At 68.5% G+C, this 14,740-nt stretch carries 15 protein-coding genes and 1 tRNA gene; 8 read left to right on the top strand and 8 right to left on the bottom strand.

Annotated elements, in window-relative coordinates:
• Positions 1 to 11: 11 nt before the first annotated feature.
• Both mutM and mutY read left to right on the top strand, forming a co-directional pair.
• A complete protein-coding gene (mutM, locus tag KUD94_RS06355; protein ID WP_218238939.1) occupies positions 12 to 827 on the top strand; it encodes a bifunctional DNA-formamidopyrimidine glycosylase/DNA-(apurinic or apyrimidinic site) lyase in 816 nt (271 codons plus the stop codon).
• Complete coding sequence (mutY, locus tag KUD94_RS06350) at positions 827 to 1,876, top strand: A/G-specific adenine glycosylase (RefSeq protein ID WP_218238938.1); 1,050 nt, start codon at positions 827 to 829, stop codon at positions 1,874 to 1,876. Before mutM ends, mutY begins: the two co-directional genes overlap by 1 nt.
• 227 nt (positions 1,877 to 2,103) lie before the next feature.
• Here the strand turns inward: mutY and rapZ are convergent, their stop codons facing one another.
• From rapZ to KUD94_RS06335, 3 genes are read right to left on the bottom strand one after another with little or no spacing between them, the layout of a single operon-like run.
• A complete protein-coding gene (rapZ, locus tag KUD94_RS06345) occupies positions 2,104 to 2,967 on the bottom strand; it encodes an RNase adapter RapZ (RefSeq protein ID WP_218238937.1) in 864 nt (287 codons plus the stop codon).
• Positions 2,968 to 2,970: 3 nt separating this feature from the next.
• Complete coding sequence (gene recN, locus KUD94_RS06340; RefSeq protein ID WP_218238936.1) at positions 2,971 to 4,635, bottom strand: DNA repair protein RecN; 1,665 nt, start codon at positions 4,633 to 4,635, stop codon at positions 2,971 to 2,973.
• 2 nt (positions 4,636 to 4,637) lie between these two features.
• Positions 4,638 to 5,534, bottom strand: coding sequence for an NAD kinase (locus KUD94_RS06335; RefSeq protein ID WP_218238935.1), 897 nt, complete (start codon positions 5,532 to 5,534; stop codon positions 4,638 to 4,640).
• Positions 5,535 to 5,649: 115 nt separating this feature from the next.
• Here KUD94_RS06335 and hrcA point away from each other — a divergent pair, with 115 nt between their 5' ends.
• The 4 genes from hrcA (at position 5,650) to KUD94_RS06315 (ending at position 8,399) form a co-directional block, all read left to right on the top strand.
• Complete coding sequence (gene hrcA / locus KUD94_RS06330) at positions 5,650 to 6,654, top strand: heat-inducible transcriptional repressor HrcA (protein WP_218238934.1); 1,005 nt, start codon at positions 5,650 to 5,652, stop codon at positions 6,652 to 6,654.
• Positions 6,655 to 6,698: 44 nt separating this feature from the next.
• Positions 6,699 to 6,775: transfer RNA gene (locus KUD94_RS06325), tRNA-Ile, on the top strand.
• Between the two features lie 167 nt (positions 6,776 to 6,942).
• On the top strand, positions 6,943 to 8,049 hold the full coding sequence (locus KUD94_RS06320; protein WP_218238933.1) for an SPOR domain-containing protein: 1,107 nt from the start codon (positions 6,943 to 6,945) through the stop codon (positions 8,047 to 8,049).
• A 23-nt stretch (positions 8,050 to 8,072) separates the two neighbouring features.
• Entirely contained in the window at positions 8,073 to 8,399 is a 327-nt protein-coding gene (locus KUD94_RS06315; protein ID WP_218238932.1) for an I78 family peptidase inhibitor, read from the top strand.
• Positions 8,400 to 8,423: 24 nt separating this feature from the next.
• Here KUD94_RS06315 and hemW read toward each other — a convergent pair whose 3' ends face one another.
• The 5 genes from hemW to KUD94_RS06290 all read right to left on the bottom strand — a co-directional run bounded on the left by hemW (position 8,424) and on the right by KUD94_RS06290 (position 13,090).
• Complete coding sequence (gene hemW / locus KUD94_RS06310) at positions 8,424 to 9,635, bottom strand: radical SAM family heme chaperone HemW (RefSeq protein ID WP_218238931.1); 1,212 nt, start codon at positions 9,633 to 9,635, stop codon at positions 8,424 to 8,426.
• Positions 9,636 to 9,728: 93 nt separating this feature from the next.
• Entirely contained in the window at positions 9,729 to 10,328 is a 600-nt protein-coding gene (rdgB, locus tag KUD94_RS06305; RefSeq protein ID WP_218238930.1) for an RdgB/HAM1 family non-canonical purine NTP pyrophosphatase, read from the bottom strand.
• Positions 10,329 to 10,372: 44 nt separating this feature from the next.
• A complete protein-coding gene (gene rph, locus KUD94_RS06300; protein WP_218238929.1) occupies positions 10,373 to 11,104 on the bottom strand; it encodes a ribonuclease PH in 732 nt (243 codons plus the stop codon).
• Positions 11,105 to 11,156: 52 nt separating this feature from the next.
• Complete coding sequence (locus tag KUD94_RS06295; RefSeq protein WP_218238928.1) at positions 11,157 to 12,062, bottom strand: PP2C family serine/threonine-protein phosphatase; 906 nt, start codon at positions 12,060 to 12,062, stop codon at positions 11,157 to 11,159.
• Positions 12,059 to 13,090: a serine/threonine-protein kinase gene (locus tag KUD94_RS06290; protein ID WP_218238927.1), complete on the bottom strand. Its 1,032-nt coding sequence runs from the start codon at positions 13,088 to 13,090 to the stop codon at positions 12,059 to 12,061. The genes KUD94_RS06295 and KUD94_RS06290 overlap by 4 nt, the downstream gene beginning before the upstream one ends.
• Positions 13,091 to 13,180: 90 nt before the next feature.
• Here KUD94_RS06290 and KUD94_RS06285 point away from each other — a divergent pair, with 90 nt between their 5' ends.
• Positions 13,181 to 14,083, top strand: coding sequence for a YicC/YloC family endoribonuclease (locus tag KUD94_RS06285; RefSeq protein ID WP_218238926.1), 903 nt, complete (start codon positions 13,181 to 13,183; stop codon positions 14,081 to 14,083).
• A gap of 29 nt (positions 14,084 to 14,112) precedes the next feature.
• Positions 14,113 to 14,733 carry a guanylate kinase gene (gene gmk / locus KUD94_RS06280; protein ID WP_218239207.1) on the top strand — a complete coding sequence of 207 codons (621 nt, stop codon included), beginning with the start codon at positions 14,113 to 14,115 and terminating at the stop codon, positions 14,731 to 14,733.
• Positions 14,734 to 14,740: the final 7 nt, after the last annotated feature.

The raw sequence follows: 14,740 nt of genomic DNA, 5'->3' as shown, positions 1-14,740 counted from the left end.
CCTGCCTGACCATGCCGGAATTGCCAGAAGTTGAAGTCACGCGCCGCGGATTTGCCGACGCGATTGCGGGTGCGCGCATCACCGCGGTGCTGCTGGGCAAGCCCTTGCGCTGGCCGCTGGGAACGGCGCCCGGGGCCTTGGTGGGGCAGCGCGTGCTGGCCGTGCGTCGGCGCGGCAAATACTTGCTGCTGGACCTGAGCGAAGGCCTGCTGCTGCTGCATCTGGGCATGTCCGGCAGCCTGCGCTTTGCCGCTGCACTGCCGCCTGCGGGCGCGCACGACCATTTCGAGCTGCAGACCGAGCACGGCCTGCTGCGCCTGCACGATCCGCGCCGCTTTGGCGCCGTGGTCTGGGCGCAGAGCGAAGCCGCGCCCGCCGCGCGCAAGCTGCTGGGCGGCCGGGGCATGGAGCCGTTGTCCGACGACTTTGAGCTGGCGCGCTTTGCCAGCGCGCTCAAGGCCACGCGCCAAAACATCAAGCAGGTGCTGCTCGCCGGCAAGGTGGTGGTGGGCGTGGGCAACATCTATGCAAGCGAAGCCCTGTTTGCCGCGCGCATCCGCCCCACGACCGCGGCCGCGCGCCTTGGGCCGGTGCGCGTGCGCCGCCTGCACGCGGCCATTCGCGAGGTGCTGACGCGCGCCGTGGACAGCGGCGGCAGCACGCTGCGCGACTTTTCCGGCGTGCAGGGCGACAGCGGCCATTTCCAGTTGCAGGCCAGCGTTTACGGGCGCGCGGGGCTGCCCTGCGCGGTCTGCGGCACGCCGATAAGACTGCTGCGCCAGGGCCAGCGCAGCAGCTTCTACTGCCCGCGGTGCCAGGCGCGCTGATGCCAAAGGCCGATCTGGCAGAGCGCGTGCTGCGCTGGCAGCAGGCGCACGGGCGCCGGCATCTGCCCTGGCAGGGCACGCGCGATCCCTACCGCGTGTGGCTGTCGGAGATCATGCTGCAGCAGACCCAGGTCGCGACGGTGCTCGACTACTACCAGCGTTTTCTCGCGCGCTTCCCGGACGTGCAGGCGCTGGCCGGCGCGAGCCAGGAAGAGGTGCTGGCCCTGTGGAGCGGCTTGGGCTATTACAGCCGCGCGCGCAACCTGCACCGCTGCGCCCAGCGGGTGGTGGCTGAACATGGAGGCGTGTTTCCCGCAAGCGCCGCGCAGCTTGCCCAGTTGCCCGGCATAGGCCGCTCCACTGCCGGCGCGATTGCCGCCTTCTGCCATGGCGAGCGCGCACCCATTCTGGACGCCAACGTGCGCCGAGTGCTCACGCGCGTGCTGGGTTTTGCCGCAGACCTCTCGCAGGCCGCCAACGAGCGGGCGCTGTGGGCATTGGCGCAGGAGCTGCTGCCACCCAGCGATCTGGCGCGCAACATGCCGCTGTACACCCAGGGTTTGATGGATCTGGGCGCCGGCGTGTGCACTGCGCGCAAGCCCGACTGCGCGCGCTGCCCCCTGGCCGAGCTGTGCGTTGCGCGTCGCCAGGGGCGCCAGGAGGAATACCCGGTGCGCAGCCGCCGCGTGCAGCGCCGCCGCGAAGACTGGTGGCTGCTGCTGTGCCTCGATGCCGCCGGCCGCTGCTGGCTGGCGCCGCGCCCGCAGCATGGCATCTGGGCAGGCTTGCATTGCCCGCCGGTGGCGCCCAGCCGCGCGGCGCTCGATGCGCTGCTCGCGCCGGGGGCGCAGGCCCAGGAGTGGCCGCCCTTCGCCCATATGCTCACCCATCGCGAGCTGTGCCTGCATCCGGTGCTGGTGCGCGGGCCCGCGCCGCAGGCACTGCCCGGTGCCTGGTTTGCGCCGCAGCAGTGGCAGGCCCTGGGTCTGCCCGCGCCGGTGCGCAAGCTGCTGGCGGCCTTGCCCGGCCTGGGAGAATCACTGTTTTGATAGCTGCTGGCGCAGGCCAGGCAAGCGTTTGAGGCCGATTTCTTTTGAGGCGACGCTAAACAAGTCCTCGTGATGGCGCGCGCCCAGCCTGGGGATGGGATGCAAGGCGCAAACCGCAGCAATAGCCGAAGCTATTGCGAGGATTTGCAACGCCGCAGACCGCCGCAAGCTGGGATGCGCGACGCACGAAGGGCTTGTTCAGCGTTGCCTTAAATACTTGAAGGTCTTCAGCTGCCATCCAGTTCGCGGTGGCGCTTGAGCGTGGTCCAGTCGCCGGCAAAGTGCTCGGCCAGCCGCTCCACCAGGTAGACCGAGCGGTGCTGCCCGCCGGTGCAGCCCAGGCCGACGGTGACGTAGCTGCGGTGGTTGTGCGCCAGCGGCGCGAGCCAGTGCTGCAGGAAGCCGGTGATGTCCGCCTGCATGCTGGCGACCTCCGGCTGCTGGCGCAGGAAGTCGGCCACCGGGGCGTCGCGCCCCGTCAGCGGGCGCAGCTGCGGGTCGTAATAGGGGTTGGGCAGCATGCGCACGTCGAAGATGTAGTCCGCGTCCATGGGAATGCCGCGCTTGAACGCAAACGACTGAAACACCAGCGTGAGCCGCCCCGGCGGCAGCGCCATCAGCTTTTTGACGTAGGCCAGCAGTTGGGCGTTGCGCAGCGTGCTGGTGTCTATCACCAGCGACTGCTCGCGCAGCTCGGCAAGCAGCTCGCGCTCCAGCCCTATGCTTTGCACCAGCGCCTGGCGGCCGTCACGCAGCTCTTCCTTGGACAGCGGGTGGCGCCGGCGCGTTTCGGAAAAGCGCCGCACCAGGGTTTCGGTGCTGGCGTCCAGGAACAGCGTCTGCACCTTCACGCCCTCGGAGCGCAATTCCTCGAGCTGGCGTGGCACCAGGGGCAGGGCGGCGGCGCTGCGCACGTCGATCGCCAAGGCCACGCGGTTGGCGTGCTGGCGATGCTCCAGCCGCGCGAAGGCCACCAGCAGCTCGGGCGGCAGGTTGTCCACGCAGTAGTAGCCCGCGTCCTCCAGCGCATGCAGCGCCACCGTCTTGCCGGAGCCGGACATGCCAGTGATGAGCACGAGATCGAGCGACATGCGCTAGGCCTCCCCAGCGCCGGCCAGCATTTCGCTGGCGTGCGCCAGCGTGGTGGGCGACAGGTGCTCGCCGCCGAGCATGCGGGCGACTTCGCGCGTGCGCTCCTGGCCAGCCAGAGGCACGACGCTGCTGCTGGTTTGCGTGCGCGTGCTGTGTTTGGCCACCAGCCAGTGCTGGTCGCCGCAGGCGGCCACCTGCGGCAAGTGGGTGACGGCCAGCACCTGGCGGTCGCGCCCGAGGCGGCGCATGAGCCGGCCCACGGTTTCGGCGACGGCGCCGCCCACGCCAGAGTCGATCTCGTCAAAGATCAGCGTCGGCACCTCGCCCAGCGCGCTGGTGGTGACCGCAATGGCCAGCGCGATGCGCGACAGCTCGCCCCCCGAGGCGACCTTGCCCACGGCGCGCGGCGTCATGCCCGGATGGCTGGCAACCAGAAACTGCACCTGGTCGATGCCGTGCGCGGCCGGCTCGCTGGCGGTGCTGACTTCAACCGCGAAGCGCCCGCCCGTCATGCCAAGGCCTTGCATGGCCTGGGTGATGGCTGCGGCCAGCGGCGTGGCCGCCTTGCGCCGTGCGCGCGACAGCAGCTGCGCGGCCTTGTCGTAGGCTTGGCGCTGTTGCTGCTCCGCGGCCTGCAGCCGCTGCAGGTCGCTCGCCTCGTCCAGGCTGTGCAGCGCAGCCCTCCAGCCGGCCAGCAGCGCGGGCAGCTCTTCGGGCGTGCGCCGGTAGCGGCGCGCCAGTTGCAGCCACAGCGACAGGCGCTCTTCCAGTTGCTCCAGGCGCGCCGGGTCGGGCTCGCTGTGGCGCAGGTAGCCGTGCAGGCTGTGCGCGGCGTCTTCGGCTTCGGTCAGGCAGGAGGCGAGGGCGGTGCACAGCGGTTCGAACTGCGGCTCTACCGAGAGCTGGCCTTGCAGCGCCTGCAACGCGCCGGCAAGCTGCCCGAGCGCGCCCCGGCCTTCGTCGGGCTGCAGGGCGTCCAGCGCCTCGCGGGCGCTCGCGAGCAGCGCCTGGGCGTGGGCCAGGCGCGTGTGCTCTGCGTCGAGTTCGCTCCATTCGCCTTCGAGCGGCGCGAGTTTTTCCAGCTCGGCAATCTGCCACTGCAGGCGCTCGCGCTCCTGCTGCAGGCCCTCCTGCGCGCTGCGCGCCTGGGCAAGCGCCGTGTGCGCCGCGCGCCAGGCGCTCCAGGTGCGCGCCAGCTCCCGGGTGTCGGCGCCGGCATAGGCATCGAGCAGGCCGCGCACCGCGTCGGCGCGCGTCAGGCTCTGCCAGGCGTGCTGGCCGTGGATGTCGATCAGCCACTGGCCAAGCGTGCGCATCTGCGTGGCGGTGGCGGGCACGGCATTGATCCAGGCGCGGCTGCGTCCCTGGACGTCGACGCTGCGGCGCAGCAGCAGCAGGCCGTCGTCGTGCGGCACGCCGGCCTCGTCCAGCCAGGGCAGGAGCGCGGCGGGCAGGGCGTCGAATTCGGCGCTGACCTCGGCGCGCTCGGCGCCTTCGCGCACCAGCGTGGCGTCGGCGCGCGCGCCCAGCAGCAGTTGCAGCGCGTCGATCAGGATGGACTTGCCCGCGCCGGTCTCGCCGGTGAGCACGGTAAAGCCCGCGTGCACGTCCAGATCGAGTTCGCGCACGATCACGAAGTCGCGCAGCGCGATGCGGCGCAGGGCCATGTTCAAGACCCCCCTTCGTTCCAGCGCAGTTTGCTGCGCAAGGTGGCGAAGTAGCTCCAGCCCACGGGGTGCAGGAAGCAAGCGCTGTAGGGCGAGCGACGCACCAGCACGCGGTCGCCGGGTTTGAGCTGGGCGAGCGACTGCATGTCGAAGTTGGCGCTGGCTTCGCGCTTGCTGAGCAGCTCGATCGCCACCTCGGCCGCGTCCGGCAGCACGATGGGGCGGTGGGTGAGCGTGTGCGGCGCAATCGGCACCAGCACCCAGCCCGGAATCGAGGGATGCAGCATGGGCCCGCCGGCAGACAGCGCGTAGGCGGTCGAGCCGGTGGGCGAGGCGACGATCACGCCGTCCGCCCGCTGGTTGGCGACGAAGTCGCCGTCCACCTCGATGCGCAGCTCCACCATGCCCGAGGTCGAGCCGCGATTGACCACCACGTCGTTGAGTGCCAGCGCCTCGAACACGCAGTCGCGCCCGCGCAGCACGCTGCCGTGCATCAGCGGGCGCACATCCTCTTCATAGGCCCCCTCGAGCATGGGCGCGAGCATGGCCTCGAAACCTTCGAGCGCGATGTCGGTGATGAAGCCCAGCCGCCCCTGATTGATGCCTATGAGCGGCGTGCCATGGCGCGCCAGACGCCGGCCCACGCTGAGCATGGTGCCGTCGCCGCCCACCACCAGCGCCAGGTCGCAGTGGCGCCCGATCGCGTCCAGGTCGTGTGTGGGAAAGTCCCGCAGCTTGACATTGACCGCGGTTTCATCGTCCAGCGCCACCTCGCAGCCGTGCTGCAGCGCGAAGGCGGCGATCTCGCGCACCGCCTTGCACAAGGTGTCGGGCACGCTGCGTGCGCGCGACTTCTGGTACTTGCCGATCACGGCGATGCGGTGGAAGATGGATTGCATGGCCTTGATTACAACACCCGCTGCGGGCCGGTATGGCTTGCTATGGTAAGCGCTGGTGCGGTGCTCGGGGGCGCGGAGCGGGGTGCGGGCCGCGACTGGCCCTAGAATGAAACGCATGCTGGACGAGCGTGGCAAATTGTTGCTCAAGGCGCTGGTGGAGCGCTACATCGCCGAGGGGCAACCGGTCGGCTCGCGCACGCTGTCGCGCGCCTCCGGGCTGGAGCTTTCGCCGGCCACGGTGCGCAACGTCATGTCCGATCTGGAAGAGCTCGGCCTCATCGCCAGCCCGCACACCTCGGCCGGGCGCATCCCCACCGCCAAGGGCTACCGCCTGTTCGTGGACACCATGCTCACGGTGCAGAAAGAGCGTCTGCCGCACCTGCAGATCAAGCCCGAGCAGCCGCAAAAAGTGATAGCGCATGCGGCGCACATGCTCTCCAGCCTGTCGCAGTTCGTCGGCGTGGTGATGGCGCCGCGCCGGGCCTCGGTATTCCGGCACATCGAGTTTCTGCGGCTGTCGGAGCGGCGCGTGCTCGTGATCATAGTCTCGCCCGACGGCGACGTGCAAAACCGCGTCATCTTCACCGAGACCGACCCCAGCCAGTCGCAGCTCGTCGAGGCGGCCAACTTTCTCAACACCAACTACGGCGGCCTGACCATGGAACAGGTGCGCGAGCGCCTGAAGAGCGAAGTGGACAGCCTGCGCGCCGAGATCGTCCAGCTCATGCAGGCAGCGGTCAACGCCAGCAGCGAGGCGCTGGACGAATCGCAGGACGAGGTCATCATCTCCGGCGAGCGCAACCTGCTGGCGGTGAGCGACTTTTCCAGCGACATGGACAACCTGCGCCGCGCCTTCACGCTGTTCGAACAAAAGACGCAGATCCTGCGCCTGCTCGACATCTCCAGCCGCGCCGAGGGCGTGCGCATCTTCATTGGCGGCGAAAGCCAGGTGGTGCCGTTCGAAGAGCTGTCCGTGGTCAGCGCCCCCTATGAGGTCGACGGCCAGATCGTCGGCACGCTGGGCGTGATCGGCCCGACGCGCATGCCCTACGACCGCATGATCCAGATCGTGGACATCACCTCGCGCCTGGTTAGCAACGCGCTGAGCCACAGGAGCTGAACCACTACAATGCGCCCGGCCCGCCTTGCGCGGGCCATGCTTTCGGGCCGTTAGCTCAGTTGGTCAGAGCAGAGGACTCATAATCCTTTGGTCGTTGGTTCAAGTCCAACACGGCCTACCAGGACCGCAAAAAGGAACCCCGCTACATGAAACGTAGTGGGGTTTTTTCTTTCCCGCAGTCTCCGGCTCCAGTGGCGCCCATGGGCCCCCGGCGTTTGGACGGCGCGGCGGGACCGCTAATAATCGCCGGGTTCCCGCATCGTTTCGCTGCCTGCCCGCCTTTGCTCCATGTCCGATACCGCCGACAGCTTGCCCCAGCCGCTTGGCATGTCTGCGCCGGCCGACGGTGTCGGCGGGCTGCCGGCGCAGTTGCGGGCGGCGGCGTTGGGGCCGACGCACCTCGTGCGTTACCTGAAGGTTTTTGCGCGGTTCGATGCCGCTGGGCGCGCGCTGCCCTCGTGGAACTGGGCCGCGGCCGTGGCGGCGCCTGCGTGGTTGGCGTTTCGCGGTCTGTGGTCCTGGCTTGGGTTGTGGCTGCTGCTGGTCGTCGCGCTGGCGCTGCTGTTGCTCGGGGCGCAGATCGTGCTGGTGCTGCCGCCCTCGATGTTGGCCGGGCTGGCGCTGGCGCTGTGGCTGGGCTTGGCAGCGGGTTTCGGGCTCTGGGCCGATGCGCTGCTGTACCGCCAGCTACAGCGGCGGGTAGAGGCTGCCGTGCGTGCCGCTGCCAACATGCAGCAGGCCTTGGCGCTTCTGGCAGCGGGCGCACCCACGCGCCGCAGGCTGTGGGCGGTGGGCGCGGGCAGCGCCGCGCTGCTGGCGCTTTTGGCGTTGGCCGCGTGGCAATGGGTATCAGAGGCCTCAAGCCAGGCAGCGCCGCAAGCGCCGCCCCCCGCGCACGCGACGCCCATTCGCCCGGTGGAGCAGGCGCCTGCGCCAGAGCCGCAGCCCGCCGCGGCTGCGCTCCCGGTTTGGGATGCCGACGAAGCCGCAGCCCTGCAACAAGACACCGAAGCGGCGCTGGGCGCGCTGGCTGAGGCAGGGGCGGGCAGCGCGCCGGTCCCTTCGGCCTCCGCTTCGCCCGCACGCGCGGCGCCGGCTGCAGCGCCGCCCGCAGCCAAGCCGGCCGAGCCTGCCGCCGCCGGGCGCGCACCGCCGCAGGAGCTGCGCAAGCTCTATATCAACGTAGGCATGTTTGCAGAGCCCGCCAATGCGCGGCGGGCGCAGGAGCGCCTGCGCGCCGAAGGTCTGCCGGTCACGGTGGCGCCGGCCCGATCGGCCAGCGGCAAGACGCTGCAGCGCGTGCGCGTGGGGCCGTTTACCTCGGCAGCGCAAGCCAATGAAGCGGCGGCCAAGGTGCGCCTGCTGGGGTTGGACGCGGTTCCCGCCGTACAGTGAGGGCCCAGTTGCAAGGAGCAGTGATGAGGATTCGACTCTGGTTGGCCGCGGCGTGCGCGCTCGGCATGGCGGCGTGCACTACCAGCATGCCTGGGCAGCAGCAGGCGCAGCCCGCGCCCCTGGGGCGCAGCGATGCACCGGCGGGCGGCACCTGCGCTGCCGCTGGTGCGCAGGCCGTCGTGGGCAAGGCGGCCAGCGCCCAGGTGGTGGAGCAGGCCCGGGTGGCCGCCGGCGCGCGCATGGCGCGGGTGCTGCACCCGGGGCAGGTGACGACCAAGGAATTCGACGCGCAGCGGCTGAATCTGGAAGTCAACGCCAAGGGCGTGATCCTGGCTGCGCGCTGCGGCTGAAGCGCTCGGCGCTTCAGCTGGTCTTCAGGCAGGCAGGAACATTCCCTGCAGATCGCTCAGGAAGTCAAAGCCCTTTTGCGTCGGCTGCACGTGCACGAGGTTGGTCTTGAGCAGGCCCTTGGCCTCGGCGGCCTTCAGGCCCTGGGTGATGGCTGTCACCGGCTGGCCGGTGCGGGTGCAGAAGTCGCGCACCAGAAAGCCGTCCTTCAGACGCAGGGCGTTGAGCATGAACTCGAAGGCCAGGTCCTGTTTGCTCACCTCGTGCTCTTGCGCCACGGCGTTGCCCGCCAGCGCGTGCTCCATGTAGTGCCTGGGGTCGCGGTAGCGCACCTGGCGCACCACGCGGTGGGCAAAGCTCAGCTTGCCGTGCGCGCCCGCGCCTATGCCGATGTAGTCGCCAAACGACCAGTAGTTGATGTTGTGCGTGCAGCGGTGCGCGGCTTTGGCGTAGGCCGAGACTTCGTAGCGCTCCAGTCCCTGGGCGGCCGTCAGCGCGCTGATGCGGTCGAGCATCTCCCAGGCGGTGTCGTCGTCGGGCAGGCGCGGCGGGTACTTGGCAAACAGCGTGTTGGGCTCCACGGTCAGGTGGTAGATAGACAGGTGCGGCGGCGCAAACGACAGCGCGGTGCGCACGTCCTGCTCCAGCTCGGCCACGCTCTGGCCGGGCAGGGCGTACATCAGGTCGAGGTTGAAGGTTTCAAAGCACTGTGCGGCTTCCCCGGCGGCGGCGCGCGCCTGCGCCGCGTCGTGCACCCGGCCTATGGCTTTGAGGTGGGCGTCGTTGAAGCTTTGCACGCCGATGGACAGGCGGGTCACGCCAGCGTCGCGAAAGGCCTTGAAGCGGTCTTTCTCGAAGGTGCCGGGGTTCGCTTCCAGCGTGATCTCGCAGCCAGCTTCCAGCATCAGGCGGGCGCGGACCATCGCGATCAGCCGGTCTATGGCTTCGGGCGAGAACAGGCTGGGCGTGCCCCCGCCGATGAAGATGCTGCTTACGGTGCGGCCCCAGACCAGGGGCAGCGCGGCTTCCAGGTCGGCGGTGAGGGCGTCGATGTAGCGCGCTTCGGGCGCGCCTTCGCCCTCCTGGAGCGCGTGCGAGTTGAAGTCGCAGTAGGGGCACTTCTTCAGGCACCAGGGAATGTGCACGTAAACCGACAGCGGTGGCAGGCTGGGCAGGCGCAGAGGCCCCGGGCCGATGTAGTGCTGCACGTCCTGCAGCGGCGTGGTCTGTGGGTTCATGGCGGGTTTGTTCCTGAAACGATAGCTGCTCGCGCTTGATGGGAAAGCGCTAGAGGCCAAAAAGGCTGGAAAAAATGCAGTAGGGCGCTGGCCTCAGAGCCAGTACTCTCGCATGAGCGCGAGCATCTGCTGCACCGCCCGACCCCTGTGGCTGTGGGCGTTTTTCAGCTCGGTGGGCAGCTCGGCAAAGGTTTTGCCGAACTCGGGCAGGAACATCACCGGGTCAAAACCGAAGCCGCCACTGCCGCGTGGCGCCTGGGTGATCTCGCCGCTCACGCGCCCGACGGCGATCAAGGGCTCGGGGTCTTGCGGGTTGCGCACTGCTACCAGGGTGCTGACCATGGTGGCGCGCCGGTCCTGCACGCCCGCCATTTGTTCAAGCAGCGCACGCACGTTGTTGGCGTCGCTTTGCTCGTAGCCCAGGCGCGTGGCGTAGCTTGCGGTCTGCACGCCCGGCGCGCCGCCGAAGGCCGCGATGCACAGGCCCGCGTCGTCGGCCAGCGCGGGCAGGCCGGTAGCGCCGCTGGCGTGGCGCGCCTTGACCAGGGCGTTTTCCACGAAGGTGTGAAACGGCTCTTCGGGCGCGCTCACCCCGAGCTCGCCCTGGGCGATGAGTTGCACCCCCAGCGGAGCCATCAAGGCCTGCAGTTCGGCGAGCTTTCCGCTGTTGTGCGAGGCAAGAACAAGTTTCATGTCAAAAGTGGCTCAAACGCTTGCATGGCAAGCGCTAGCAGCTCTCAAATTGAGAGTGATTGCTGCTGCAGTGCAAGCAACTCGGTGATGCCCAGTTCGCCCAGCCGCAGCAGTTCATCGAGTTCGGCGCGGGAGAAGCTCACGCCTTCGGCCGTGCCCTGGATTTCCACGAACTGGCCGGCCCCGGTCATGACGATGTTCATGTCGGTGTCGCAGGCCGAGTCCTCGACGTATTCCAGATCGAGCAGCGGTGTGCCTTGCACCATGCCTACCGAGATCGCGGCCACGGCCCCGGTGATAGGCGTTTTGCTGAGTGCGCCGGCTTGCAGCAGCGTGGCCACGGCGTCGTGCGCCGCTACCCAGGCGCCGGTGATGGCCGCGGTGCGCGTGCCGCCGTCGGCTTGCAGCACGTCGCAGTCCAGGGTGATGGTGCGCTCGCCCAGCCCTTGCAGGTCAAACACCGCGCGCAGGCTGCGCCCGATCAGGCGCTGGATCTCCTGCGTGCGCCCGCTTTGCTTGCCCTTGGCGGCTTCGCGCGCACCGCGGGTGTTGGTGGCGCGCGGCAGCATGCCGTATTCGGCCGTCACCCAGCCTTCGCCGCTGCCGCGTTTGTGCGGCGGTACCTTGTCTTCGACCGATGCGGTGCACAACACCCTGGTTGCGCCGAACTCGATCAGCACCGAACCTTCGGCATGCATGGTGTAGTGGCGGGTGATGCGCACCGGGCGCAAGGCGTCAAAAGCGCGGCCGCCGCTGCGGCTGTAGGTCTTGCTCATGGATCTTCGGGCGCGCGGTCTGCGCGCGCGCCAGGCGTGGCGCCCCCGCGTCTCAGCCCTGGGCCTTGCGCGCGGCGGTGCGCCGTATGGTTTCGTTGATTTCGGCGATCGAGCGCTCGATCGCTTCCTCGTCGAGGAAGTTGTCGCCGGTCTCGAATTCGTCGGTCTGGATGGTAGAGGCAAAGGTGTCGTCGGTGCCGGTGTCCACTGCTTCGCCCTCGGTGGCGTCAGGGATGCCCGGGGTTTCCCACTGCATGGCCACGGCGGTCACGTTGTCGCTGTTGCCGCCGGCCTTGCGCAGCGCCATCTCCACCAGCGTCGGCACCGCCTGGCTCACGCGCTGGTGCGACAGCACCTGCACGATGGCCTTGTCGTCGAGCGCATCCCACAGGCCGTCGGAGCACAGCATGATGCGGTCGCCACTATCGAGCGTCATGGCGTTGGAGACGTCGTACATCGGCCGGGCGGGCGAGCCCAGGCAGGTGAAGAGCACGTTGCGGTTGACCGCGTCCGTCGTGCCCATGGCGTCGCGCAGCTCGCGGTAGGAGTGGTCGCGCGTGCGCGCCAGCAGCTTGCTGTTGCGCACCAGATAGACGCGCGAATCGCCGCAGTGCACCCAGCGCACCTGCCCGTCCTGCACGATCGCCACGGCCAGCGTGGTGCGCGGTGCGTCGGCCATGCCGCGCGCGGCGGCGTAGCGCAGGATCTGCTCGTGCGCGACCATCACCACGCTGGAGAGGAAGGCGCCGACGTCGGGCAGCGTGGGCTTGGCCTCGTTCTGGAACTTGAGCGCGGCAGTCTGGATGGCGATCTGCGCCGCCACCTCGCCCTGCGGGTGGCCGCCCATGCCGTCGGCCAGCACGAACAGGCAGGCATCGCGCGTGTAGGCGTAGCCCATGCGGTCTTCGTTGGTGGCGCGGCCGCCCTGGCGGCTGAGTTGGAAGACGGAAAATTTCATTTCGGGCGCATCCCCGTTGCCGAAGCGATGCTGGGTTTGGGTGAATTGGGTTTCTTGACGTCGGAGACGAAGGAGTCGAGCTGCATGCGCATCTTCTCGGCCATGGACAGGCGCGTGTAACGGCGCTCACCCTCGCGCGAGAGCTCTTTTTGCAGCGTGAACACCGACTGCGGCCGCTCCAGCGGCCCCAGCGCCATGCACCATTCGACGAGCTCGATCAGGTTGTCCGAATACACGCCGCGCAGCTTCTGCAGCGAGGCGGTGAGCTTGTCCTTGCTCTGGCGCTGCGGCGCCTCCGGCGGCGGATAGCCGTGCATGCAGGCATACATGCAGGCGCCGATCGCATAGATGTCGGTCCACGGCCCCAGCGCCGAGTCGCGCCGGTACATCTCGGGTGCGGCAAAGCCCGGCGTGTACATCGGGCGCACGAAGTTGCCTTCCTTGGACAGCACCTCGCGCGCCGCGCCGAAGTCGATCAGCACCGAGCGGTTGTCGTCCGTGATGAAAACATTGGCAGGCTTGATGTCCAGGTGCAGCATGCGGTGCTGGTGCACCACGCGCAGGCCGCGCAGCACCTCGTCGAACAGCGAGCGGATGGTGGATTCGCGAAACACCTTCTCCTGCTTGAGCGAGCGCGCGGTGATGATGAACTCCTGCAGCGACGCGCCCTCCAGGTAGTTCATGACCATGTAGACGGTCTCGTTCTCGCGAAAGAAGTTGAGCACCGTCACCACCGAAGAGTGGGCAATCTGCGCGAGCGCGCGCCCCTCTTCGAAAAAGCTCTTCAGGCCCAGCCGGTACAGCGAGAGTTTTTCGGTCGCCACCTGGGGCTGCAGTTCGCCGGGCGAGCGCGTGGCGAGCGAGGCCGGAAGGTATTCCTTGATCGCTACCTGCTGGCCTTCGCGATCGAGCGCCAGATAGACCACGCCAAAACCGCCCGCAGCGAGCTTGCGCACGATGCGGTAGCCGCCGATCATGGTGTTTTCCGGCAGCGCTGCCGGCTTGACCTTGGGCGAGGGCGTGGACATGGTGGGGCTGCTCAGAGCGGGCGCACGGCGCAGACGGGATAATTCTTCCCGCTGGTGCGATGTCGCAACGGTTCAATCACGAGAAGGCCCATGGCAGTTTATAGCATGACGGGTTACGCCAGCATCCAGCTGCAACCCGACGATACGACAGGCAAAGGCGGCGCCGCGCGCCTGGGTCTGGAGCTGCGTTCGGTCAACAGCCGCTTCCTCGATTTGTCGCTGCGCCTGGCCGATGAATTGCGCGCGCACGAGGCCATGGTGCGCTCCATGGTGGGCGCGGCGCTGCAGCGCGGCAAGGTGGAAGTGCGCGCCTTCGTCGACCTGGGCGAGCAGGGCGCGCTGCAACTGCCCGCAAGCGACGCGCTGCAGCGTCTGGCCAGCGTGCAGGCGGGCGTGCGCGCCTGGCTGCCCGAGGCAGCGGCGCTCAGCGTGGCCGACGCGCTGCGCCTGGGCGGGCAGGTGGGAGCGGCGCGCCAGGACTGGGCCAAGCCGCTGCAGCAGGCGCTGGCGCAGGCGCTCGATGCGCTCAAGCAGGCGCGCGCCGCCGAGGGCGAGCGCCTTGCCGCGATGCTGCTGGGCCGGGTGCAGCAGCTGCGCGCGCTGGCGCGGCGTGCCGAGCCCATGGTGCCCGAACTGGTGCGCCAGCAGCGCGAGCGCTTTCTCGAACGCTGGGAGCAGGCCATGCAGCTGAGCGCGGCCAGCGCCACGCCCCAGGCGGTGCAGGAACGCGCGCTGGCCGAAGCCACGGCCTACGCCATGCGCATCGACGTGGCCGAGGAGATCACCCGCCTGGATTCGCACCTGGACGAGATCGCGCGCCTGATCGAGGGCGGCGGCGAGATCGGCAAGCGCCTGGACTTCCTGATCCAGGAGCTGCACCGCGAGGCCAATACCCTGGGCTCCAAATCCGCCAGCATGGAGCTCACGCGCATCAGCGTGGACATGAAGGTGCTGATCGAGCAGATGCGCGAGCAGGTGCAGAATATCGAATGAAAAACAATAGCTGACAGCGCTTGAACAATATGGATTACCCCGGGAATTTGTTTGTGGTTTCAGCCCCCAGCGGGGCGGGCAAGTCGAGTCTGGTCAATGCGCTGATGGAGCTCGACGCGCTGGTTTCGCACTCCGTCTCGCACACCACGCGCACGCCGCGCGGGCAGGAAAAGGACGGGCGGGAATACCACTTCGTGTCGGTGCAGCAGTTCGACGCCATGGTGCAGGCGGACGCCTTCGTCGAATGGGCCAAGGTGCACGGCAACCGCTACGGCACCTCGCGGCGCAGCATCGAGGAGCGCATCTCGCGCGGCGGCGACGTTATTCTGGAGATCGACTACCAGGGCGCGGCCCAGATCAAGCGGGCTTTTGCCAACGCCGTGCTGGTCTTCGTGCTGCCGCCCAGCCTGGAGGAGTTGCATGCGCGCCTGCTGCGCCGCGGCGAAGACAGCCCCGAAGTCATAGAGCAGCGCCTGGCCAATGCGGTGCAGGAAATGGCCCAGGTCGAAAAATTCGACTTCGTTATAATCAACGAGATTTTCGAGCGTGCGCTTTTCGACCTGAAGACCATCGTGCACGCACAGCGCCTGAAAGTGGCCGCGCAGCGACGCGCACGGGCCGATACTTTCAAATCCCTGCACCTGAACTGACCAGAGT

Source organism: Comamonas sp. NLF-1-9 (assembly GCF_019195435.1).
Classification (GTDB): domain Bacteria; phylum Pseudomonadota; class Gammaproteobacteria; order Burkholderiales; family Burkholderiaceae_C; genus Comamonas_C.
Note: the sequence above shows the minus strand (reverse complement) of the source record. Positions and strands in the feature narration are given on the sequence as shown.